This is a genomic window from Streptomyces sp. NPDC046881 (assembly GCF_040645015.1).
Lineage (GTDB): Bacteria > Actinomycetota > Actinomycetes > Streptomycetales > Streptomycetaceae > Streptomyces.
In genome coordinates, this window is sequence record NZ_JBEYXJ010000005.1 from 93,844 (window position 1) to 116,579 (window position 22,736).

The window sequence follows — 22,736 nt, forward strand, 5'->3', positions numbered from 1 at the left end:
TCCGAACGTACGACCGGGACACGGTCCCTGTGGACTGGATACGGCGGCTGGGGCCTGTCTTTCCCCGGGGGGACCCGGGCCGTGCTCAGGAGTCGGCGAGGGCCCGGCGGACGCTCAGCGGGGTGATGTCGGGCCAGGCGCCGCGGATGTACTCCAGGCACTCCTCCTTGCTGCCGGCCACCCCGACCTCGGTCCAGCCGGCCGGAGTCTCCCTGTCCTGGGGCCAGATGGAGTGCTGCTCCTCGTGATTGACCACGACCTTGAACATGGCGTCCTCCCGCGACCGGTGGTGTCGGCATCCGGCCGCGCCGGCGGCCGCTGCCTCTGAAAGATCATCAACAGCCGTGCGCCGTACGGGCAAGCATCTTCGGGCAAGCCCGGGAACACTTCGTGCAGTCCGGCTTCCACCACCCGCGACGGCCGCGGCAGGCAGCGGCGCGGCGGAGAAAGTGCCGCTGACTTCGTTCAGTTGGCGTTGCCTCCGGCACCCCGCGGTGCTGATGCTGAAAACGATCAACCCCGCCCGTGAGCGGTGGAGGTGATCGAGTGGGACGCGATCGCGAGGCCCCGGGGACTATCGCCGCATCCGCGACAAGGAGCCGCCTTGGACATCATCGAGCGTTTCGAAGAACGGGCCCGACTCGGGCCCGGCGACCTCGCGATCGTGGCCGGTGAACACCGCGTCGGCTACGGCGCACTGGACGCCCGGGCCAACCGGCTCGCTCACTGCCTGCGGCGCCGGGGCGCCGGCCCCGAGACGGTGATCGGTATCTGCATGAGCCGCCGCCCGGAGGCGTTCGTCGCCATGCTCGCGGCCCTGAAGACCGGCGCCGCCTTCCAGCCGATGGACCCGGGCCACCCGGCCCAGCGGCTGACGGAGAACCTGGCCGCCTCCGGGGCCCTGCTGCTGCTGACCGAGCGCGCGCTCGCCCGGACGTTCCAGGACGCCCGGCTCCCCGTACTGCCGTACGAGGATCTGGCCGCCGAGCTGGCCGCGTGCCCGAAGACCCGGCCCGTCCGGCGCCTGCCCGCACAAGGCCTGCGCTGCGTCATCTTCACCTCCGGATCCACCGGCCGCCCCAAGGGCATCGGCCTGACCTCGGCATCGATCGCGAACGTCGCCGACTGGGCGGTCGCCCGGCTGCCCGGGCCTCAGGTGTTCCTGCAGTTCACCTCGCTCGGGTTCGACGTCTCGCTCCAGGAGATCTTCGGCGCGCTGCTGAGCGGCGGCTCGCTGGTCCTCGTCCAGGAGAAGCACCGGCAGGACCCGGTGGCGCTGCTCGACCTGATGGCCCGTGAAAAGGTCCAGCGGATCTATCTGTCACCGGCGTTCCTGCGGCAGCTGGCGCGCGCCGCTCTCCAGGAACCCGCACTGGCCGGCCGGCTGGTGCTGACCGAGATCGTCGCGGCGGGTGAGCCGCTGCGGCTGACCCCGGACGTGCGGCGGTTCCTCGGTGCACTGGACGGCACGGTCCTGGAGAACCAGTACGGCCCCTCCGAGACGCACCAGGCCACCGCCTGCACCCTGACCGGAGACCTCGCCGACTGGCCCGACAGCCCGCCGCTCGGCCGGCCCGTCCCCGGGGTGCGCGGCCATGTCCTGGACGAACACCTCGAGCCCGTCCCGGACGGTGAACCGGGCGAGTTCCACATCGCCGGCACCGGGGTCAACCGGGGCTACCTCGGCCGGCCCGACCTGACGGCGGAACGGTTCCTGCCTGACCCCTACGGCCCGCCGGGCAGCCGTATGTACCGCACCGGCGACCTGGTCCGGCGCGACCCCGCAACCGGCCGGCTGGAGTTCATCGGGCGGATCGACGGCCAGGTGAAGATCCGCGGGCACCGGGTGGAGCCGGCCGAGGTGGACGCCGTCCTCACCCTCCACCCGGACGTACAGGACGCGGTGACCGTCGCCCGGCAGTCCGCCGAGGGCACCTGGCAGCTGACGGCCTACCTGGTTCCGGCACCGGGCCGCGCGCTGCCCGACCGCGCCGCCCTGCGTGAGTTCGCCGGGCAGCGGCTGCCGTCGTACATGGTGCCCGGCACGATGGTCCCGATCGCCGCCCTGCCGCTCAACAAGAACGGCAAGGTGGACCGCGCCGCCCTGCCCCCGCCGGACGACCTGCTCGACCCGCGCGCCGGACTCGTCCCCCCGCAGAACCCCCAGCAGGAGATCATCCACGGCATCTGGGCGGAGGCACTGGAGCGTGAGCGGCTCGGCATCGACGACACGTTCTTCGACCTCGGCGGCGACTCGCTGCGGGCGATGCAGATCATCTCCCGCGTCCGGCAGGCCTTCGGCGTGGACCTGGAGGTCCGCGCCCTGTTCGATGCACCCACCGTGCGCGGACTCGCGCAGGCGGTCGAGGAGGCCGTCGTCGCGGAGATCACCGCGCAGTCGGCCGCCGACCTCTGACCGTCTGCCGCGCACCCGGAGACCAGGCGCCTGAGCGACCCAGCGACACACGTACCCGACAGTTTCTCCAGAAGGAGTGGATCCGCCATGTCCTCCGCCACGTCCGCAACGGGCCGCACGGCCGGCGCCGGCCAGGTCGTGCACAACGCGCTCGACCGGTACTTCGAAGAAATCCGTGCCGCCGCCCGCAAGGTGGACGCCGAGCGCACCACCGCGGCCGAGATCCCCCTGGAACTCACCGGGAAACACCCCTCCTTCGCGGCGTTCACCGAGGTCACCGACATCGGGCTGACACAGGTGGAGTCGCGGACCCACATTCTCGACCTGATGCGCAACCCGGGCGCCAGGACCACCAAGACCATGGCGTCGCTGCTCATGATCGCGCGCGCCGCCGCCCACATCCGCCGCACCGGCGAGCGCGTCCTGCTGTTCACCCCCACCTCCGGCAACAAGGGGACGGCCCTGCGCGACGCCGTGGCCCGGGCCCACGCGACCGGGCTTGCCACCCCGGACGAGCTGCGCATCGTGATGCTCGCCCCCGAGGCCTCGCGCAGCAAGCTGCGCGACTGCGCGCTGACCGGGGAGCAGGCGCTGCGCGCGGCCAACCCGGTGGTCCTGGCCCGGGTCGGACAGCCGGCCGACGTCAAGCAGCTCAGCAACGAGGTGGTACGGCGGCATGCCGCCGAGATCCTGGACACCACCGGCTTCCGCGTCTGGTACACCCTGGACCTCGACAACTACCGGATCGCCGATGCCGCGCGCGCCTTCGCCGAGGCGGAGCTGCTGCCCATCACCGCCGACTCCGCGCCCCGGGTGCATGTGCACGCCGTGTCCAGCGCCTTCGGGCTGCTCGGATACCACCTCGGGCACCAGCTGCTCACCGAGGGACTGCCGGGGCGCCCCGCGCCCGCCTGGCACCCCGGCTTCTACCTGGTCCAGCAGCTCGCCACAGCCGACATGGTGACCAGCCTGCTCGGCACCAAGCTCCCGGACTACTCGTACGACGAGACGGCCGGCGCGTGGCGCCAGGACGCGGCGGCGGAGTTCCCGGCCGTCACCGACGACCCCCGGGAGGTGATCGACCCGACCTTCTACACCAAGGAGCCGCCCACCCGCGCGCAGGTCAACGAGATCGTCGCCCGTCACGGCGGCGGCGGGATCGTCGTCTCCCGCCGTGAGTGCCTGGAGCACTTCGACCGCGTGCGGGCGCTGGCCGCCGCCGCCGGCATCGAGATCGCCGCCGACCCGGCCCTGATCCGCGAATGGTCGCTGGTCAAGGCGCTCACCGGGGTGCTGCTCTCCCGGGAGCGGGGCCTGCTGGCGCCGGACACCGAGGTCGTGGTGCACGCCTCCGGCTACTACAGCGACGAGCTGCTGCCCGCGCTGCGCGAGGAGCACCTCACGCGTGCCGACACCGTCGACGGCCTCGCACGGGCCGTCCTCGCGGCCGCGCACGCGTAGCCGCCGGATTCGGAGCCGACAGCGATGCACACCACGACGTCGAAGCCCGCCGTCCGCGGGGCCGCGGGAGCGCCGCGCGACCGCGCGCCCCGACCGGCCCCGCCCGCCCACCGCCTGCTCCCCGGAAGCGGGGCGAGGCACGGGTGATTCCACCGAACTGGCGCTACACCTGGAACAACAGCGCCGATCCGCTCCTCGTCCGCGCGCACGGCCTGGCCGCCACGATCGCCCGTCCGTCCGTCACCGTCTCCCGGCCGACGGACCAGGGTCCGGTCCTTGCCTACGGCGGGCTGGCGCACGGCCTCACCCACGTGCTGCCCTTCCTCGAACAGCGCCGCGGCACCGGTTCGCAGCACAGCCGCCGCCGCACCACCTGGGCGGAGCTGGCCAGCGGCCGAGCCACGCCCGACGCGGACCTGCTCGCGGTCGGCGTGCTGCGCCGCGACGCCCCCGGACGGCCACCGCGCCACTGCCTGCTGCTGCCCTTCCGGATCAACCTGTCGGTGCCGGTGGGGCCCGATCCGCAGGACGTCCTCAAGCGGCTCTCCCGCAAGGCCCGCCAGCAGCACACCCGCGAGCTCCGCTCCCGCGCCCGCACCCTGGAGGTCGCCACCTCGGAAGCCGACTTCCACTTCTTCTACGACGGCATGCACCGGCCGACCATGCGTAACCGGCACCGGGACGCCGCCCGATCCGAGGAGCGGCAGAGCGCCCTCGTCTGCCTCTTCCGGCGCGGGGTGCTGTTCTTCCTGTGCGAGTCGGGGCGACGGGTCGCGGGCATGCTGTGCCGCCAGGAGGGCAGCACCCTGGTCATCCGACTGGCCGGTGTCGAGGCCGGCGGCGAGGAGCCCTACCGCTCGGGCACGTACATGGCGATGTACGTGCTGATCCTGCAGTGGGCCGCCGAGCACGGACTGACCCGCGTCGACCTCTCCGGCTGCGAACCCTTCCTGAGCAAGGGCATCTTCCAGTTCAAGCGCAAGATGCACCCCGAAGTCGCGCTGCCCGGCAACCACTTCCGCGAGAAGCGGCTGGTGCTGCGGGTTTTGCGCGACACCCCGCAGGTCCGGGACCTCCTCACCGCCAACCCGGCGCTGACGTTCGGCGCCGGGAAGGGCCTGGAGGCCGTCTACTTCCACGATCAGGACCGGTCGGCCCGGACCGACCTGCGCTGGGAATGCCCCGGCGTGAGCGGTCACCGGACCGTCGACCTCGACGAGTTCCTCGCCGGCCTGCCCGGCTCCCCCCGCCGCAGCCTCACCGGACAGCCGACCCTCTCCTGACCCCCACCGACCCGCCAACAAGGAGGCCACGATGTGCGGCATCGCCGGCTGGATCGACTTCACCCGCGATCTCACCACCGAACGCCCGACCGTGGAGGCCATGACCGCGACCCTGCACCGGCGTGGACCCGACGCCGACGGCGTCTGGCTCTCGGCGCACGCGGCCCTCGGCCACCGCCGCCTCGCCATCGTCGACCTGGAAGGCGGCGTCCAGCCCATGACCGCGCAGCGGCGCGGCAGCGAGGCCCCGGTGGTGCTGACCTACAGCGGCGAGGTCTACAACTTCCGCGAGCTGCGGGACCAGCTGCGGGCCCGGGGCCACCACTTCCGTACCGCCTCCGACACCGAGGTCGTCCTGCGCGCCTACCTGGAGTGGGGGACGGGCTTCGTCGACCGGCTCACCGGCATGTTCGCCTTCGCGATCTGGGACGCCGCCCGCGAGGAACTGCTCCTCGTCCGCGACCGGCTGGGCGTCAAACCGCTCTACTACCACGCCTACCGGGGCGGCGTCCTCTTCGCCTCCGAGCCCAAGGCGATCCTGGCCAACCCGCTGTTCACCGCGCGCACCAGCGAGGACAAACTCCCCATCCTGTTCAACCCCAGGCTCTCCATGCCCTGGGAGACCCCCTACACCGACCTGCGCCAGGTACAGCCCGGGCACCTGGTCAGGGTGGACCGCTCGGGGGCGCACGAGGCGCCGTACTGGCGGCTGGTCAGCCAGGAGCACCACGACGACGAGGACACCACCGTGCGCCGCGTCCGCGACATCCTGGAGGACACCGTCGCCCGTCAGCTGGTCGCGGACGTGCCGCTGTGCACCCTGCTCTCCGGCGGCCTGGACTCCTCGGCCGTGACGGCCCTGGCGGCCCGGCACCACGCGCCGGGACTGCGCTCCTTCTCGGTGGACTTCCAGGGTGCCGCCGACGACTTCCGCGCCACGGCGCTGCGCCCGGAGCAGGACACCCCGTTCGCGCTGGCCGCCGCCGCGCACATCGGCGTCGACCACACGTCGATCGACCTGGACCCGGAGGCGCTCGCCGACGTCGTCCCGGCCGCGCTGGCCGCCCGCGACCTGCCCAGCCTCGGCCAGTTCGACGCCTCCATGTACCTGCTGTTCCAGGCGGTCAGGGAGCGCTCCACGGTCGCGCTCTCCGGCGAGGCCGCCGACGAGGTCTTCGGGGGATACCCCTGGTTCTTCGACCAGGCCACCGTGTGGGGCGACACCTTCCCATGGCTCGGCAACGCGCCCCGGCTGACCGACTGCCTGGCAGCGGACGTCCGGGCCCGGATCCGCCCGGAGGAGGACGAGCGGGACCGCTACGCCACGCTGCGCGCCAGGGTGCCGCGGCTGACCGGCGAATCCGGCCTCCAGGCCCGGATGCGCGAGGTCCTCTACCTCAGCCTGCAAGGCCCGCTGCTGTACCTGCTGGACCGCAAGGACCGCATGAGCATGGCGCTCGGGCTGGAGGTACGGGTGCCCTTCTGCGACCACACGCTGTTGGAATACGTCTGGAACGTGCCGTGGAAGATGAAGGTGGCGGACGGGCGGGAGAAGAGCCTGCTGCGTGCCGCCGTCGCCGACCTGCTCCCGCAGGAGGTGCTGCGGCGCCGCAAGAGTGCCTATCCCGCCACCTTCTCACCGGCCCACGCCAAGGCCGTACGCGCCGCGCTCGACCGGGTCCTCGACGACGGCTCCTCGCCACTGGCCGCCCTGCTGGACCTGCCGAAGGTGCGCGCACTCGCCCAGGGCCGGACCGAGATGATGACGATGGCGGACAACCTGCACCTGTTGCTGCCGCTCATCGAGGTCGACCGCTGGATGCGCGCCTACGACGTGACGCTGACGTCCTGACCACCGTCCGGGGAGACCACTGATGAGCAGCGCAGCGGCCGCTCTGCGAGGGCTGGCCGAGGAGTTCTGGGCGTGGCGCGAGGTCACCCAGCCCGACTGTTACGACGACCTCAACCGGGTCGAGCGCCCGGACGGCTGGCTGCCCGACTGGTCACCGGAGGCGGTCGCCGAGCGGAGCCGGGCACTGGCCGGGTTCGCCCGCCGCCACCGCGCCCTCGACCTGTCGGCACAGACCGTACCGGTGCGGGTGGACGGCGAGCTGATCGGCTCGGCGCTGGCCCGCGTCCACTGGGAGCTGCACCTCCTGCGGGACTGGCAGCGCAACCCGGGGTTCTACCTCGACCAGGCCCTGCTGCCGGTCTACCACCACCTGCTGCGGCCGGACGCCGCCGAGGAACCGCAGGCACGGGTGGTGGCGGCCCGGCTGGCCCGGGTGCCCGAGATCCTCGCCCAGGGCCGGCTCAACCTGGCCGGGCACGCCGCCGCGCCGCTCGCCGAGCACACCTTGGGGCTGCTCGGCTCCGCCGACCAGGCGCTGGGCACGGCGATCGCCGCGCTCGCCGGGCCGCAGCCCCCGGCCCTGGCAGCCGACCTGGCCGCCGCGTCGGGCGCCGCGCGGCGAGCTCTGGCCGACTACCGGCAGTGGTTGCGGGAGACGCTGCCCACCTGCACCGAGGCGTTCAGTCCGGGCCCCGAGGCGTTCCGCTTCTTCCTGCACCGGGTCGCGCTCCTGCCCTGGTCGGTGGAGCAGCTGCGCGACCTCGGCCGCCGGGAGTACGCCCGCGCGGCGGCGGCCGAGGCCGTACTGCACCGCAACGGCGAACCGGCCGCCCGGCCGTTGCCGGCCGACACGGCGGCACAGATCCGCCGGCAGCGGGCGGACGAGCTCGACGTCCGGGCGTTCCTGCGAAAGGAACGCATCGTGAACCTGCCCGAAGACCTCCGGCACTACCGCAATCTGCCGTTGCCGGCCCACCTGGAGCCGCTGACGTGGCTCGGCGTCCAGCACTATACGGCCGCCCGGGCAGAAGACGGCCGGGACGCGGTGCGCTACCTCCCCGAACCCCGGCCGGACCTGCCCTACTTCCAGCTCGCCGAGGCCCGGGACCCGCGAGTGGGCATCGTCCACGAGGGCGTCCACGCCTGGCAGCTCGCGCTGTCCGAGCGGCACGAGAACCCGGTGCGACGCCACTACTACGACTCGGCCGCGAACGAGGGCGTCGCCTTCCACACCGAGGAACTCGCCCTGCTCGCCGGCCTCTTCGACGACGCCCCGGCCAGCCGGCGGTTCGTGGTGAACGCGATGCGGCTGCGCGCGCTGCGGGTGGAGGTCGATCTCGGACTCGCGCTGGGGGAGCTGACGCTCGACCAGGCCGCCGACCGCCTCGCCGACCTGGTCCCGGTGGATCGCCGTACGGCGTGGGAGGAGACCGCCTTCTACGCGGGCCGGCCGGGGCTGGGTCTGAGCTATCTGGCGGGCAAGGCCCAGGTGCTCGACCTGCTGACCGCCTGCGCCCGGCGCGAGGGGGCGGCCTTCGACCTCGCCGCCTTCCACGGCCGGCTGTGGCGGGAGGGGAACGTGCCGCTGGCGCTGCAACGCTGGGAGGTCCTCGGCACCAGCGACCACCTGGACGAGGCGCGGCGGCTGGGCGCCGGGGTGGCCGAGCGGCTCGGCATGACGGACACGTGACTAGTTCCAAGGAGACGCACATGCCAACGGAAACACTCCGGGCCGAGCGCCCGGCCGGTACGGAGGCCGCGGTGTACGACGCGCTGACGGCGAACGGCTTCGGCCCGTACTTCGGTACGCCGTGCGGCGTACTGGCCCCCCTGCTGTCGTTGCTGGAGGCCGGCGCCGACTACCACGTCGTGGCACGCGAGGACAACGCCGTCGGCGTCGCCGCCGGGGCCAGCCTGGCGGGCGCCCTCCCGGTCGTGCTGATGCAGAACTCCGGCTTCGGGCAGTCGGTCAACGCGCTCGGCTCACTGGTCGTGCCGTACCGGATCCCCCTGCTGCTGGTGGTCAGCATGCGGGGGACGGCGCCGGACACGACCACCGAGAACCTGGCGATGGGCCGGCTCACCGAGCCCGTCCTGGACGGCCTCGGCATCGGCTACGAGTACTTGACCGGCGAGGGCGCCGCCCGGCAGGTGGAACAGGCCGCGACGGTGGTGCGCGACAAGCGCCTGCCCTTCGCGCTCCTGGTCCGTCCGGACGAGTTCGCCTGGAAGGTGTAGCCCGATGGCCCTCACCAAGACCGCGGCCGTCACGGTCGCGTTGGCCGCCGCTCCCGACCTGCCGACCGTGTTCACCACCGGGTACATCTCCCGCATCGGGGCCGCAGCCGAGCGCCGCAACCACTTCTACATGACGGGCTCGATGGGGCTGGCCCTGTCGCTCGGCACCGGTGTCGCCATGTCCTCCCGCCGGACCACGCTGGTGGTGGACGGGGACGGGAGCCTTCTGATGAACCCCGTCGGACTCGTGATGGCGGGTGCGCAGCCGGACCTGCCGCTGATCCAGCTCGTGCTGGACGACGGTGTGTACGCCTCGACCGGCGGCCAGCGCTCGCCCGGCCGCTGCGTGGACCTGTCCGGGTGGGCACGGGCGAGCGGATTCACCCGCATCCACACCGTGGACTCGGAGGAAGAGCTGGCGAGAACGCTCCGTGAGGAGTTGGCGAACCCGCCCGCCCCCGTCTTCGTCCACTGCCTGGTGACGGCCGACGCCACGCAGCCTCCGCCGCGGGTGACCGACCAGCTCGAAGGGATCACCCTCCGCTTCTCGGAGTTCCTGCAGCCACAGCTCTGACCCGTTCACCGAACAGCGGGTGGGGCACCCCGTCACCCGCGGGCGCGCAGACCGGTGCCGGACGCCCCCACCGCCGCCGCAGGGCGTGCAGCAGCTGCCAACCATGTCGAGAGGTGTCGCGTGCAACAGGGAATCAGGATCGTGGGGATCGGCGGTTCGTCCGGTGTCCGGTCGACGGTGGAACGGGCCCTGCATGTCTGCCTGGACGCAGCGAAGGACATGGGCGCCGACGTACGGCTGATCAGCGGCCCGGAGCTCGCCATGCCGCTGTACCAGCCGGGCGCGGCGGTGACGGACCGGCGTGCCTGCGCGCTGATCCGCGAGGTGGCCGAGTCGGACGCCCTGGTGATCGCCAGCCCCGCCTACCACGGGACCGTCTCCGGGCTGGTGAAGAACGCCCTCGACCACTTGGAGGAGTTGCGCCACGACAGCCGCCCGTACCTCAGCGGGCGGGCCGTGGGCTGTATCGCCGTAGGCCAGGGCTGGCAGGGCGCCGTCGCCACCCTGGCGACGCTGCGCGACATCACCCACGCCCTGCGCGGCTGGCCGACGCCGATCGGCGTCGCGGTCAACAGCACGGCGACGTCGTTCGGCCCGGACGGACGGTGCGACGACCCCCATGTCCAGGACCAGCTGACCGTGATGACCCGCCAGCTGCTCGAGTTCCGCACTTCTTTTCATCCCGGTCGGCGCCTGCCGGCCCGCACTGCCGAGAATGTGGGCTGATTTCCTGGCTGATTCCCCATGGCGGCCGACCGAAAAGATGGTTTTCCGAGACGCTTATGCCGGTAGATTGTTGTGAAAGCGCACTCACGTTCGGAGTGTGTTTTCACAACAGGAGGTGTGTAATGGAGAAGACGGAAGAGCAGGTCATTGTGGACCTGTATGAGCCTCCGGCCCTCGTGGAAGTCGGCGAGTTTTCCGAGGACACGTTGGGCTTCGGGTTCCGCTACCCGGACGCAGCTGGCCAGCTGTTCTCGTAAGGCCGATTCATGTCGGTGCGCACTGGGTTTATCGTTCTGCCGGACGTGACTGATGCGCGGACTTCCGGTGTCTCGGTTCCGTTCGAGGCGCCACAAGTGTTGGCGTATCCTTCCGGGCGGCCATGGCTCATCGGTCAGTGGTCGCCTGGTGAGGTGCTCGTTGCAAAGGTCGGCTCAGTGCAAGTCGTGGTGATCGGGTTCTGCCCGGTCACCACGGCCCGGCTGGCCGAACTGGCCGGGCGAGTAGGTGATGTTGCGGACATCGACGCTTTGGCTCGAGCGCTACCAGGAAGTTTTCACCTCATCGCCGCAGTTCGACGACACGTACGAGTTCAAGGTGCCGTCACCGGTTTGCGGCGTGTTTTTCATGCACGGTTCGGTGGGCTGCCGATCGCCTCCGATTCCGCCGCGACTCTGGCTGCGATGACGGGTGCCAAGGTTGACGACCAGGCTCTTGCAGTCCGCGTGGCTTGTGGTGGCCTGTTGCCGCCGCCACTGGGTGAGCGGAGCATGTGGGAGAGCATCGCGACGGTGCCCCCGGATCACTACCTGGTCATGGAGTCTCGTGGCGCCCGTGAAGTCCGCTGGTGGCGGCCCCCGGTTCCGCAGCAGTCGCTGGAGCAGGGAGCCGAAGCAGTGCGGGAGGCATTGATCACGGCAACCATGACTCGCCGTCCCGCCAGTGGCCGGCTGAGCGCAGACCTGTCCGGTGGGATGGATTCGACGTCACTGTGCTTTCTGGCGTCCAGGCGGACCCCGGACCTGATCACGTTTCGCTGGGGTGAGGCTGACGCGGGGAACGACGACGCCTTCTTTGCCGGGCATGCCGCACAGTCTTTGCCACAGGCGCAGCATCTGATCGTGCCGCAGAGCCAGCTCCCGGATGTCTTCGCTGACCCGGAGGCACTGGTTGACACGGAGCAGCCCTACCTCTTCGCGCGCACTACTGCCAGAATGCGCTATACGGCCGACCTGCTGGCCGAGCACGGATCGCGATTGCACATCGCCGGACATGGCGGCGACGAGCTTTTCTTCAAATTTCCCGGCTACCTGCACAGACTGCTGAGGCGAAGGCCCTGGACTGGGCTTCGGCACCTGCGCGGTCATTACGCCTTGAGTCGTTGGCCTTTTGGTGCAACAGTCGCCGAACTGGCCGACAGCGGTGATGTCTCGGCATGGTGGTCGGCTCAGGCGGACAACCTCCGGCAGCCACTGTCGTCACCGAGATATCCCCCTCTGGGCTGGGGCTTCACGCCTTTGCGCGCCGCCGACTGGGTGACCGAGGGCGCTGTAGCCGCTGCGCGTGACGGATTGCGCCGCGCAGCGGCGAGCGCTCGCCCCTTGGCGCCGGACCGAGGCCAGCATCAGTTCCTCGTCGCGCTGCGCACCACAGGGGTCGCATACCAACAATTGGCGCACCTGTACTCCGAGGCCCGTGTTCCCCTGCACATGCCTTACTTGGACGATCGTGTCGTAGAGGCAGCTCTGGCCGTCCGGCTTCATGAACGAGCCATGCCGTGGCGTTACAAGCCGTTGTTGGCCGATGCCATGCGTGGACTTGTGCCCGATGCGGTGCTGGACCGCTCCACCAAAGGCGAGTTCAGTAGGGACATGTACACCGGCTGGCGTCGAAACCTCCCGGCGATTCTGGAGATCTTCTCCGATTCAGCTTTGGCCGCGCATGGCCTGATCGACGCGGACGGGCTGCGAACGGCATTACTGACACCTCAGGCCGACAACACGATGTATATCGCCGTCGAGCACCTCCTCGGCTGTGAAATCTGGTTCCGATCCACCCGACGACGCATCACCCTCAGGAGCACCGATGGCCTTGCGCCTAAATCCTGATGTAGCTACCACCGACACGGATGACGGTGTTGTCCTGCTCCATCAGCGAACTGGACGGTATTGGCAGCTCAACTCCTCAGGAGCATACGTTCTACAGAGCCTGCTGGAGGGAAGCAACGTCGATCACATCGCCTCTGTCCTGTCCGGCCGGTATCAAATCGAAAAAGATCGAGCCAGTCGTGACGTCGTTCGGCTCGCTGAGCAGCTGACTGCGGCCCGCCTACTCGAAACGGGCCCATGAGTATCCCCGTGGCTCTTTCGCGGCGCCCACGCCTGCCGCTGCATCGACGTCTGTGGCCGCTATTCATCGTCGCGATCTCCAGGCTGCTGGCGAGGTTGCGTCCGAGCCGCCTTCGATGGGTTCTGGAGCATGCACGGCGCGGTGCCGAGCCCGCGACGGCCGAACAAACGGGGAAGGCGCTCCGAGACGTAGTTGCTGTGAGCATGCGCTGCGCAGGGCAAGCCTGCCTCCAGCGTTCCATCGCCACCGCTCTGCTCTGTCGTAGCAGGGGCGTGTGGCCAACCTGGTGCACCGGCGTCCGTACCAGTCCCTTCGCTGCCCACGCGTGGGTGGAAGCAGAGGGTGAAATGATCGGTGAACCCTATCCCGCCGGTCACTATCGACCGCTGATCACCGTCCCGCCCACAGACAACCGATGACTCCCCAAGGCCGCTTACCGCCAGACGCGCCAGTCCTGGGTAGCCCTTGGCAGGAGCCGTGTGTCGAGGGCAAGAGCCACGATGTCGCCGTGCGGTACGTCCGTGTCGGCGTTGTAGCGGCGGATCCGCGGCGAGCACCTCGCGCGCGTGCCGGCGTGACTCCGGGGACGCGGTGCTGGTGACTGCGGCTGGCGCTGGCCATGAGATCTGCCGCAGCCGGGGGCCTGCGAAGGCCCAGCCGTGCGCTGGGTCCGACCGGTCGTCGGGGTGAGTCTGGGTGATGGGTCTGCTGTGGCACGTGGGGTCGTCTCGTGAAGGACATGGACGCCACCTGGGCCCGCTGGCTTTCGTGTACCTGGCTCCGATGGAGGCAGGCATCCCCACCGCGGCTCGACCGGGGAGACCGGGAAGGAGTCGGAAGGGTGCTTCTGGAGAACCCGGCGTACAGCCCGACTCGTCTGCCGCCGCCCCGGCCGCCCTTGGCTGCGGGAACGTAGGCTGGCCGGCGTGAAGATCCTCGGTCTGTGCGGAAGTCTGCGGTCCGGGTCGCTGAACGCGGCCGTGCTGCGCTCGGCGGCGGAACTGACGTTGCCGCCGCGCGAACTCGCCGTCGACCCGGGACTTGACCGCCTGCCCTTCTTCGACGCCGACGTCGAGCAGACCGCGCTCCCGGCGGTCGTGGCCGGGCTGCGGGCCGCGGTCGGGGCGGCCGACGCACTGCTGATCGTCACCCCGGAGTACGCCCACGGCACCTCGGGCGTACTGAAGAACGCCCTGGAGTGGCTGGTCGGCGGGGGCGAGATCGCCGGCAAGCCGGTGGCCCTGGCCAGTGCGTCCCCCGCGATCACCGGAGGCGACCGGGCGCGTGCCTGGCTCGCCGAGACGCTCGCCGCGATGGACGCCCGGGTGATCCCGCGGGAGCTGCGCATCCCACAGGCCACCCTGAGGATCACCGACGGCCGGGTCACCGACGAGCCGACCCGTGCGGCTCTGGCCGGCCTCCTCGACGCCCTCGCCCACGCCGCCGAGGCCCGCGAGGACCGCGGCAGCCTCGCCTCCTGACGACGGGCGGCGGACGACGGGCGGGCGCGGCACCTACTGGCAGGCCTCGCAGGCCTCGGGGTTCTCCAGGGAGCAGGCGATCGCGTCCGGGTCCGGTGCGATCTGGGCGGGGACGGTGGCCTGGGCGGCGCGGGCGATGCGCGTGGCGGGGCGCGAGCGCAGGTAGTACGTCGTCTTCAGCCCGGACTTCCAGGCGTAGGCGTACATGGAGGAGAGCTTGCCGATCGTCGGCGTCTCCAGGAAGAGGTTGAGCGACTGCCCCTGGTCGAGGAAGGGGGTGCGGGCGGCGGCCATGTCGATCAGTCCTCCGCGGACAGGGCTCCCTGGCGCCCCGTCACTCCTCGAACAGGACCTCCTGCTCGCCCTCCTGCCGGCGCCGCACCCGCCGGTTCCGCACCCCCACCACCACGGCCGTCGCCGCCGCCGTCGCGCCGAGGGCGGCCGGGACCATCCAGCCGCGGTCGAGGACGTGCCCGAGGGCGTGGTCGAGGGAGAGCCGGCCCGGGCCGGTGACGGCGAGTCCGGCGGCGGTCAGGCCCAGGCTCGCCGCGTGCTCGTAGCCGCCCTCCTGGGCGAAGAAGCCGTTCGGCATGTGGACCGCGGCGGCCCCCGCCATCGCCCCGGCCGCCGCTGCGCCCGCCGCCGGGGTGGCGAGGCCCAGCGCCAGCAGCACGCCGCCGCCCGTCTCCGCCAGCCCCGCGGCCGTGGCGCTGGCCTTGCCGGGCGTGTAGCCGACGGACTCCATGAACTGGCCGGTGCCCTCGATGCCGTGCCCGCCGAACCAGCCGAACAGCTTCTGCGTACCGTGTGCCGCCAGCACTCCGCCGGTGCCCAGCCGGAGCAGCAGCAGGCCCAGATCACGTCGGTCGTAACAGGTCACGGTGACTCCCCAGCAGACAGGCGGACAGGTCCCCTCCCGCGTTCCCACCCTCGCACCGCCGGCGCCGGGCGGCTCGTCCTGGCTGCCGTTCGGGTGGCGGGACCGGGGGAGCGGTGTGAGCCTGACGCCATGACGATTCAGCCAGCCAAGCTCAGCGACCCGGCCGTCCGGGCGTTCGTGCACGCCGTCAACTCGCACGACCGCGAGGGCTTCATGTCCCTGCTCGCGCCCGGCGCGACGATGGCCGACGACGGCTCCGACCGGGACCTCGCCGAGTGGATCGACCGGGAGATCTTCTCCTCGCACGGCCACATGGAGGTCGACAACGAGTCCGACGGCGGCCGGACCCTGCTGGCCCGCTACAGCAACGACGCCTGGGGCGAGATGCGGACCAAGTGGAACTTCACCGTCGACGACGACGGGCGGATCACACGGTTCGAGACCGGGCAGGCGTAACGGGCGTTTGCGGGGCTTGTGCTCGCGTGCACTCCAACCCCTAGCGTCCCCGCCATGACGACACGGACGTTGGGACGCGGTGGCATCGAGGTGAGCGCGCTCGGCTTCGGGTGCTGGGCCGTCGGGGGCGAGCACCGGACCGCCGACGGGCAGCCCGTCGGCTGGGGGAAGGTGGACGACGACGAGTCCGTACGGGCCGTCCGCCGGGCGCTCGACCTGGGCGTCACCTTCTTCGACACGGCCGACTCCTACGGGACCGGGCACAGCGAGGAGATCCTCGGCCGGGCCCTCGGCAAGCGGCGCGACGAGGTCGTCCTCGCCACCAAGTGGGGCAACGTCTTCGACGCCGGCACCCGCACCCTCACCGGCACCGACGACACCCCGGAGTACGCCCGCCGGGCCCTCACCGCCTCCCTGCGCCGCCTCGGCACCGACCGCGTCGACCTGTACCAGCTGCACCTCTCCGACGCCGACCCGGCACGCGCCGCCGAACTCCGCGACGCCTGCGAGGAGTTCGTGCGCGAGGGGCTCGTACGCGCCTACGGCTGGAGCACCGACGACCCCGCGCGGGCCGCCGTCTTCGCCGAGGGCCCGCACTGCACCGCCGTCCAGCACGCCCTCAACGTCCTGCAGGACGCCCCGGAGCTCGTGGCACTGTGCGAGCGGCTGGAGCTGGCGAGCGTCAACCGCAGCCCGCTGGCCATGGGCCTGCTGGCCGGGCGGCGCGGTGGTGCGCTGGAGCCCGGGGACATCCGCAGCCGGCCGCCGGCCTGGCTCCCCGGGTTCGCGGACGACGGCTCCGGCGCCGATCCCGAGTGGCTGGCCCGGATCGACGCGGTCCGCTCCGTCCTCACCAGCGACGGCCGCACCCTCGCCCAGGGCGCCCTCGCCTGGCTGTGGGCCCGCAGCCCGCGCACGGTGCCCATCCCCGGCTTCCGGACCGTCGCCCAGGCCGAGGAGAACGCGGGCGCGCTCGCGAAGGGGCCGCTCACCGCGGGGCAGTCGGCCGAGATCGACCGCCTGCTCGGCCGGTGAGCCACTCTGGGTAAAGGACGTGTAAGACCCGGGAAAGCGGGGTGGCGCATCGGATTTTCATAACGCGGCACATTCCGCGCCGTATCGGCCTCCGCTCGCGAATCCCCTGCTCGAAGCGGTGTACGGTCCCCGGGTGCGCGAATGTTCCCGGCTCAGCCGGCGTGCCGTCCTCGGGCTGACGGCCGCCGCCCTCCCCCTGGCCACGGCCACCGAGGCCGCCGCCGCGACCGCCACCGTCGTCGGCGGCGAACGGCTGGCCCGCACCGGCGTCCAGGTGCGCGGCGCCTCCGGACTGCCCGAGAAGCTCACCGCCCGCTCCTGGCTGGTCGCCGACTGGGCGACCGGCGAGGTGCTCGCGTCGTTCGACGCGCACCGGCGGCTCGCGCCCGCGTCCACGCTGAAGATGCTGTTCGCGGACACCGTGTTGCGGAAGTTCGACCGGACCCGGCGGTACCGGGTCACCGACGCCGACCTCGCCGACGTCCCGGCCGGCTCCAGCCTGGTCGGCATCAAGCCCGGCATCACCTACACCGTCGAGCAGCTGTGGCAGGGCGTGTTCCTGCGCTCCGGCAACGACGCCGTCCACGTGCTGTCCCACATGAACGGCGGCATCGCGAAGACCGTCGCCGAGATGCAGGCCAAGGCCGAGGACCTGCAGGCCCTGGACACCCATGTGGTCAGCCCCGACGGCTTCGACCACAAGGGGCAGCTCTCCTCGGCCTACGACCTCACGCTCTTCGCCCGCCACGGCCTGAAGGACGCCGACTTCCGCGGCTACTGCGGCACGCGGACCGCCGACTTCCCGGCGGGCGGCAAGAAGACCTTCCAGATCCAGAACACCGACCGCCTGCTGACCGGGGCATGGGGTCTGAAGACGTACGACGGCCTGATCGGTGTCAAGAACGGCTACACCAGTCACGCCGGCAACACCTTCACCGGCGCGGCCACCCGGGGCGGGCGCACCCTGCTGGTCACCGTGATGCACCCCGACTCCGGCGGCAACGCCGTCTACGAGCACACGGCGGCACTGCTCGACTGGGGCTTCACCCGCGGGCGTTCGGCGCAGCCGGTGGGCCTGCTGGTCGAACCGCTCAGCGAGGGCGGGGCGAGCGCGCGCCCGGCACCCGGGCGCAAGCCCGCCCAGGCGGCGGCCGGCGCGCCCGGCCCGGCGTCCGGGGGCGGCTCGGCGTGGGGGGCCACGGAGGGTGCCGCCGGGGCGCTCGCGGTGCTGGGCCTGGGCGCCTGGGCCCTGCGCCGGCGCCGGACCCGGACGGCGGCGGCCCCGGAGGGCGGCGAACCGGGGGCACGCGGCGCCCGGGGCGCGGGTGCGGAGGGCAGGCACCGGTTCTGAACGGCCGTGCGGCCGACCGGAGATGAGACGTCGTGCGGCGGCCGTTCCACCGGCCGGCGGGTACCCGCGGTCCGCCGCGAGGTCCACCCCCGACTCCGGCCCGGTGGAGCGGCCGCCGCCTCCCCCCTCGCGGTGGCTGTGGGGTTTCGTGTGCGAACTGTGAAGCTCTCGTGGAGAAAAGTGGAGCACATGTCCGCTATCGGCCGCAATAGCGCGGATGTTCAAATTCCACTTGTGCGGGCGGCGGAGCGCGGCTCAACCCCGCCCGACGTACGGCATCGTCGTCGCCAGCACCGTCGCGAACTGCACGTTCGCCTCCAGCGGCAGCTCCGCCATGTGCCGTACGGTGCGCGCCACATCGGCCACGTCCATCACCGGTTCGGGGGCCACCTGCCCGTTCGCCTGGAGGGTGCCCGCCTGCATCCGGGCCGTCATGTCCGTGGCCGCGTTGCCGATGTCCACCTGCCCGACCGCGATCCGGTACGGCCGCCCGTCCAGGGACAGCGACTTGGTCAGGCCGGTCAGCGCGTGCTTCGTCGCGGTGTAGGCGACCGAGTGCGGGCGGGGCGTGTGCGCCGAGACGGAGCCGTTGTTGATGATCCGGCCGCCCTGCGGGCGCTGCTCTTTCATCCGCCGGTAGGCCGCCTGTGCGCACAGGAAGGCCCCGGTGAGGTTGACGTCCACCACCTGCCGCCAGTCGTCGTACGGCAGCTCCTCGACGGGGACCTCGCGGGGCCCGTTGGTCCCCGCGTTGTTGAACAGCAGGTCCACCCGCCCGAACCGTTCCACGACCGCCGTGAACAGCGCGTCCACGTCCTGCGGCCGGGACACGTCGGTGGGCACGGCGAGGGAGGCCGCCTCCGGCACCAGCGCCGCGGTCCGGGCGAGCGGCTCGGGACGCCGGCCGGCCAGCGCCACCGACCAGCCGGCCCGCAGCAGCTCCACGGCGACGGCCCGGCCGATGCCGGAGCCGGCGCCGGTCACCACAGCGATCTTCGCGTTTCTGTCGGTCATGGCACCGCAGCGTAGGCGGAACATCCGTCATGCGGAATCCGGTGTCCGTCATACGGTTACCCGGCCAGGGTGGCCGCGTCCCCGGGATACCGCACCCCGATCCGCTCCCGCACCGCGTCCAGCGTGCGCATCACCGCCAGCGTCCCCTCCAGCGGCACCAGCGGCGACTCCTTCTCACCCGCCCGCAGCGCCCGCATGACCTCCTCCGCCTCGTGCCGCAGGCTGGTGCGCGGCCCGTCGGCGGGGTCGGCGGCGAACTCCTCGGGGTCCCGGCCGTCGCGGTGCAGCACGAACCGGTCCGGGTGGAAGAACCCGGCCGGGACGTCGATCCGGCCGCGCGTGCCGGTCACCGACGCCGTGACCCCCGTACCGCCGACGATCGAGCAGTGCACCGAGGCCAGCGCCCCGCTGTCCCAGGACAGCAGCGCGCCCGTCTGCAGGTCCACGCCCTCCTCCGACAGCACCGCGCGCGCCGCGATCCCGTCCGGCTCGCCCAGCAGCAGCTGCGCGAACGACACCGGGTACACCCCCAGGTCCAGCAGCGCCCCGCCGCCCAGCGCCGGATCCCGCAGCCGGTGCGCCGGCGGGAAGGGGCCGGCCAGCCCGAAGTCGGCCTGCACGGTGCGCACGTCACCGACCGCCCCGTCGTCCACCAGCTCCTTCAGCCGCCGCACCAGCGGATTGCAGTACATCCACATCGCCTCCATCAGGAAGCGGTCGTGCTCCCGCGCCAGCGCGACGAGTTCCTCCGCCTCGCGCAGGTTCAGCGTGAACGGCTTCTCGCACAGCACGTTCCGGCCCGCCGCCAGGCACAGCCCGGCCGCCGCCCGGTGCGCCGAGTGCGGGGTGGCGACGTACACGACATCGATGTCCGGGTCCCCGGCCAGCGACTCCCAGTCGCCGTACGCCCGCGCCACCCCGAACCGCTCCGCGAACGCCTCCGCCGGCTCGCGCCGGCGCGAGGCCACCGCCACGATCTCCGCGTCCGGAAGATCGACCAGGTCCGCCGCGAACGCCGCCGCGATCCCGCCGGTCGCCAGGATCCCCCACCGCACGCTCTGCTCCGCCATCGCAGCCCCGCCCTCGCTCATGTGTGCCTCGGCAGTGTGTACGAGCTGAGAGCATAGGTGCCGGTCGGGTCGGCGACACCGATGTCAGAGAAGCAGGCACGAGCAGCAGGGAGGGGCACATGCCGGAGCACGCGGCGGCACCGACACCGGAACAGGGCCACCCGTCCCCCTCGGCACCGGCACCGGGCCGCGTCCCGCCCCGCACCGGCCCGCTCGTCACCCTCCTGCTGGGCGGCCTCACCGCGACGACCCCGCTGGCCATGGACATGTACCTCCCGTCGCTGCCGGAGGTCACCCGCTCCCTCGACGCCCGTGCCGTCACCGTCCAGCTCACCCTCACCGCCTGCATGGCCGGACTCGCGCTCGGCCAGCTGGTCGTGGGCCCCATGAGCGACCGCTGGGGCCGGCGCCGCCCGCTGCTCACCGGACTCGCCGTCTACCTCGTCGCCACCGCCCTGTGCGCCCTCGCGCCCACCATCGGGACACTGATCGCCTTCCGGCTGGTGCAGGGCCTCGCCGGCGCGGCCGGGGTGGTCATCGCCCGGGCCGTCGTCCGCGACCTGTACGACGGGGTCGCCATGGCCCGCTTCTTCTCCACCCTGATGCTGATATCCGGCGCCGCGCCCATCGTCGCGCCGCTCGTCGGCGGGCAGCTCCTGCGGGTGACGGACTGGCGGGGCGTCTTCGTCGTCCTCACCGCGGTCGGCGCCGTGCTCACCGCCCTGGTCTGCGTACGGCTGCCGGAGACCCTGCCGCCGGCCGAACGGCACCGCGGGGGAGTGGGCGAGGCCCTGCGCGCGATGCGCGGTCTCCTCGCCGACCGGCCCTTCACCGGTTACATGCTCGCCGGCGGCTTCGCCTTCGCCGCGCTGTTCGCCTACGTCAGCGCCTCCCCGTTCGTGATCCAGGAGATCTACGGCGCCTCCCCGCAGACCTTCAGCCTGCTGTTCGGCCTCAACTCCGTCGGCCTGGTGGCCGCCGGCCAGCTCAACGGCAAGGTGCTGGTCGGCCGGGTCAGCCTGGACAAGGTGCTCGCCGCCGGACTGACCGTGATCGTGCTCGCCGCGACCGCCCTGCTGCTGATGGCCACGGGCGCCCTCGGCGACACCGGGCTCGTGCCCGTCGCCGCCGCCCTGTTCGTCCTGATGTCCGCCATGGGCGTCACCCTGCCCAACGCCCAGTCCCTCGCCCTGCTGCGCACCCGGCACGCCGCCGGCTCCGCCTCCGCGCTGCTCGGCACCTCCTCCTTCCTCGTCGGCGCGATCGCGTCCCCGCTCGTCGGCGTCGCCGGGGAGCACACCGCCGTCCCGATGGCCGTCGTCCAGCTGGCGGGGGCACTGGTCGCGGTGGCCTGCTTCGTGGCACTGTGCCGTCCCTGGACGGCACGGGAGACCACCCGTGCCGGCGCGGAGGGAGACGAGAGCTGAGCGCACCGAGACTGCGCACCGGCACACCGGAACGAGCCGGGCTCGACCCCGTCGCGCTCGGGCATCTGGTCGAGGAGGTGCACGCCCTCACCGTCGGCGTGCGCCCCTGGGCGGCCGGAGCCGTCGTGCTGGCCGGCCGTGGACCCGTGGTCGCCGTCGCCGAGGCCACGGGCTGGGCCGTGCGCTACGCCTGCTACGACCCCGAGACCGGCACCGGCGTCGAACTGCCGCCCGCCGCCCGGGTCCCGGCCACCCTCGACACCCCCTTCGACCTGGCCTCCCTCACCAAGCTGTTCACGTCCGTCGCCGCCGTGCAGCAGATCGAGCGCGGCACCCTCGGCATGGACGCCCGGGTCGGCGACTACCTGCCCGACTTCCACGCCGCCGCCGCGCACGGCATCACGGTACGGCAGCTGCTCACCCACACCTCCGGGCTGCGCCCCGAACTCCCCCTGTACGACTGCCCCGACGACGCCGGACGCCTGGACCTGCTGCGCGCCGAGGCCCCGACCGCCGAGCCGGGCCGCCGCCTCTACTCGGACCTCAACATGCTCCTGCTCCAGTACGTCCTGGAGCGCATCACCGGCCGCACCCTCGACGTCCTCGTCCGCGACGGCATCACCCGGCCGCTCGGCATGACCGCCACCGCGTTCGGGCCCTGCCCCGGCGCCGCGGCCACCGAGGACCAGCGGCGGCCCTGGGCCAAGGCCGACCGGGGCATGCTGCGGGGCGTGGTCCACGACGAGAACGCCTGGGCGCTCGGCGGGGTCGCGGGCCACGCCGGCCTGTTCTCCACCGCGCCCGACCTGGCCGTCTTCTGCCGCACCCTGCTCGCCGGCGGCTCCTACGGCCCCGCGCGCATCCTCGGCCCCGACTTCGTGGAGCTGCTGTTCATCCCGCCCGGGCTGGGCTTCGCCCTGGACCAGCCGTGGTTCATGGGCGAGCTGGCGGGCCGCGGCGCGGCGGGCCACACCGGCTTCACCGGCACGTCCCTGGTCCTCGACCCGGCCACGGACACCTTCCTGGTCCTCCTGGCCAACACGGTCCACCCCCGCCGCCGCCACCCGGACAGCGTCCCCAGGGCGACCCTGGCGACACTCCTGTCCAAGGCCGTCGTCTGACCCCC

21 protein-coding genes and 2 pseudogenes are annotated in these 22,736 nt (G+C 72.2%); 18 read left to right on the plus strand and 5 right to left on the minus strand.

Going from position 1 to position 22,736, the window contains the following annotated elements; genetic code table 11:
• Positions 1 to 85: 85 nt before the first annotated feature.
• Positions 86 to 280 (minus strand): annotated as a pseudogene (locus tag ABZ923_RS04745) (MbtH family protein); the annotation flags it as partial.
• Positions 281 to 604: 324 nt separating this feature from the next.
• On the opposite strand from ABZ923_RS04745, the gene ABZ923_RS04750 reads away from it, so the two are divergent.
• The 13 genes from ABZ923_RS04750 to ABZ923_RS04810 all read left to right on the plus strand — a co-directional run bounded on the left by ABZ923_RS04750 (position 605) and on the right by ABZ923_RS04810 (position 14,377).
• Positions 605 to 2,416: a non-ribosomal peptide synthetase gene (locus ABZ923_RS04750; protein ID WP_361466789.1), complete on the plus strand. Its 1,812-nt coding sequence runs from the start codon at positions 605 to 607 to the stop codon at positions 2,414 to 2,416.
• Positions 2,417 to 2,503: 87 nt separating this feature from the next.
• The gene (locus tag ABZ923_RS04755) at positions 2,504 to 3,877 is read left to right on the plus strand and encodes a DUF6002 family protein (protein ID WP_361466790.1); all 1,374 of its coding nucleotides are present in this window, start codon (positions 2,504 to 2,506) and stop codon (positions 3,875 to 3,877) included.
• Between the two features lie 143 nt (positions 3,878 to 4,020).
• Complete coding sequence (locus ABZ923_RS04760; RefSeq protein WP_361466793.1) at positions 4,021 to 5,160, plus strand: GNAT family N-acetyltransferase; 1,140 nt, start codon at positions 4,021 to 4,023, stop codon at positions 5,158 to 5,160.
• 31 nt (positions 5,161 to 5,191) lie between these two features.
• On the plus strand, positions 5,192 to 7,012 hold the full coding sequence (asnB, locus tag ABZ923_RS04765) for an asparagine synthase (glutamine-hydrolyzing) (protein WP_361466796.1): 1,821 nt from the start codon (positions 5,192 to 5,194) through the stop codon (positions 7,010 to 7,012).
• A gap of 22 nt (positions 7,013 to 7,034) precedes the next feature.
• A complete protein-coding gene (locus tag ABZ923_RS04770; RefSeq protein ID WP_361466799.1) occupies positions 7,035 to 8,702 on the plus strand; it encodes a DUF885 family protein in 1,668 nt (555 codons plus the stop codon).
• 20 nt (positions 8,703 to 8,722) lie between these two features.
• Positions 8,723 to 9,250 carry a thiamine pyrophosphate-binding protein gene (locus tag ABZ923_RS04775; protein WP_361466802.1) on the plus strand — a complete coding sequence of 176 codons (528 nt, stop codon included), beginning with the start codon at positions 8,723 to 8,725 and terminating at the stop codon, positions 9,248 to 9,250.
• A 4-nt stretch (positions 9,251 to 9,254) separates the two neighbouring features.
• Positions 9,255 to 9,824 (plus strand): thiamine pyrophosphate-dependent enzyme, encoded by a 570-nt coding sequence (locus ABZ923_RS04780; RefSeq protein WP_361466805.1) that lies wholly within the window; start codon positions 9,255 to 9,257, stop codon positions 9,822 to 9,824.
• A gap of 120 nt (positions 9,825 to 9,944) precedes the next feature.
• Positions 9,945 to 10,550: an NAD(P)H-dependent oxidoreductase gene (locus ABZ923_RS04785; protein ID WP_361466807.1), complete on the plus strand. Its 606-nt coding sequence runs from the start codon at positions 9,945 to 9,947 to the stop codon at positions 10,548 to 10,550.
• A 122-nt stretch (positions 10,551 to 10,672) separates the two neighbouring features.
• Positions 10,673 to 10,807, plus strand: a complete 135-nt coding sequence (locus ABZ923_RS04790) for a lasso RiPP family leader peptide-containing protein (RefSeq protein ID WP_361466809.1) — start codon at positions 10,673 to 10,675, stop codon at positions 10,805 to 10,807.
• Between the two features lie 9 nt (positions 10,808 to 10,816).
• Entirely contained in the window at positions 10,817 to 12,655 is a 1,839-nt protein-coding gene (locus ABZ923_RS04795; protein WP_361466812.1) for a lasso peptide isopeptide bond-forming cyclase, read from the plus strand.
• Positions 12,633 to 12,896 carry a lasso peptide biosynthesis PqqD family chaperone gene (locus tag ABZ923_RS04800; protein ID WP_361466814.1) on the plus strand — a complete coding sequence of 88 codons (264 nt, stop codon included), beginning with the start codon at positions 12,633 to 12,635 and terminating at the stop codon, positions 12,894 to 12,896. The genes ABZ923_RS04795 and ABZ923_RS04800 overlap by 23 nt, the downstream gene beginning before the upstream one ends.
• Positions 12,893 to 13,315: a lasso peptide biosynthesis B2 protein gene (locus tag ABZ923_RS04805; RefSeq protein WP_361466817.1), complete on the plus strand. Its 423-nt coding sequence runs from the start codon at positions 12,893 to 12,895 to the stop codon at positions 13,313 to 13,315. The genes ABZ923_RS04800 and ABZ923_RS04805 overlap by 4 nt, the downstream gene beginning before the upstream one ends.
• A gap of 507 nt (positions 13,316 to 13,822) precedes the next feature.
• Complete coding sequence (locus ABZ923_RS04810; RefSeq protein ID WP_361466820.1) at positions 13,823 to 14,377, plus strand: NADPH-dependent FMN reductase; 555 nt, start codon at positions 13,823 to 13,825, stop codon at positions 14,375 to 14,377.
• 33 nt (positions 14,378 to 14,410) lie between these two features.
• On the opposite strand, the pseudogene ABZ923_RS04815 reads toward ABZ923_RS04810, so the two are convergent.
• Both ABZ923_RS04815 and ABZ923_RS04820 read right to left on the minus strand, forming a co-directional pair.
• A pseudogene (locus tag ABZ923_RS04815) lies at positions 14,411 to 14,683 on the minus strand (ribonucleoside-diphosphate reductase subunit alpha); the annotation flags it as partial.
• Positions 14,684 to 14,711: 28 nt separating this feature from the next.
• Complete coding sequence (locus tag ABZ923_RS04820; protein WP_361466822.1) at positions 14,712 to 15,257, minus strand: DoxX family protein; 546 nt, start codon at positions 15,255 to 15,257, stop codon at positions 14,712 to 14,714.
• Positions 15,258 to 15,386: 129 nt separating this feature from the next.
• On the opposite strand from ABZ923_RS04820, the gene ABZ923_RS04825 reads away from it, so the two are divergent.
• The 3 genes from ABZ923_RS04825 to ABZ923_RS04835 all read left to right on the plus strand — a co-directional run bounded on the left by ABZ923_RS04825 (position 15,387) and on the right by ABZ923_RS04835 (position 18,099).
• On the plus strand, positions 15,387 to 15,713 hold the full coding sequence (locus ABZ923_RS04825; RefSeq protein ID WP_361466825.1) for a nuclear transport factor 2 family protein: 327 nt from the start codon (positions 15,387 to 15,389) through the stop codon (positions 15,711 to 15,713).
• Positions 15,714 to 15,767: 54 nt separating this feature from the next.
• Positions 15,768 to 16,748 carry an aldo/keto reductase gene (locus ABZ923_RS04830; RefSeq protein ID WP_361466827.1) on the plus strand — a complete coding sequence of 327 codons (981 nt, stop codon included), beginning with the start codon at positions 15,768 to 15,770 and terminating at the stop codon, positions 16,746 to 16,748.
• 133 nt (positions 16,749 to 16,881) lie between these two features.
• A complete protein-coding gene (locus tag ABZ923_RS04835) occupies positions 16,882 to 18,099 on the plus strand; it encodes a D-alanyl-D-alanine carboxypeptidase (RefSeq protein WP_361466829.1) in 1,218 nt (405 codons plus the stop codon).
• A gap of 255 nt (positions 18,100 to 18,354) precedes the next feature.
• Here ABZ923_RS04835 and ABZ923_RS04840 read toward each other — a convergent pair whose 3' ends face one another.
• Together ABZ923_RS04840 and ABZ923_RS04845 are read right to left on the minus strand one after the other, a co-directional pair.
• Positions 18,355 to 19,113 (minus strand): SDR family oxidoreductase, encoded by a 759-nt coding sequence (locus tag ABZ923_RS04840; RefSeq protein ID WP_361466832.1) that lies wholly within the window; start codon positions 19,111 to 19,113, stop codon positions 18,355 to 18,357.
• Between the two features lie 56 nt (positions 19,114 to 19,169).
• Positions 19,170 to 20,183 (minus strand): Gfo/Idh/MocA family oxidoreductase, encoded by a 1,014-nt coding sequence (locus ABZ923_RS04845; protein ID WP_361466834.1) that lies wholly within the window; start codon positions 20,181 to 20,183, stop codon positions 19,170 to 19,172.
• 119 nt (positions 20,184 to 20,302) lie between these two features.
• Between ABZ923_RS04845 and ABZ923_RS04850 the strand changes: the two genes are divergently transcribed.
• On the plus strand, positions 20,303 to 21,610 hold the full coding sequence (locus ABZ923_RS04850) for a multidrug effflux MFS transporter (RefSeq protein ID WP_361466837.1): 1,308 nt from the start codon (positions 20,303 to 20,305) through the stop codon (positions 21,608 to 21,610).
• Entirely contained in the window at positions 21,550 to 22,731 is a 1,182-nt protein-coding gene (locus ABZ923_RS04855; protein ID WP_361466839.1) for a serine hydrolase domain-containing protein, read from the plus strand. The genes ABZ923_RS04850 and ABZ923_RS04855 overlap by 61 nt, the downstream gene beginning before the upstream one ends.
• The last annotated feature ends 5 nt before the right edge of the window (positions 22,732 to 22,736 follow it).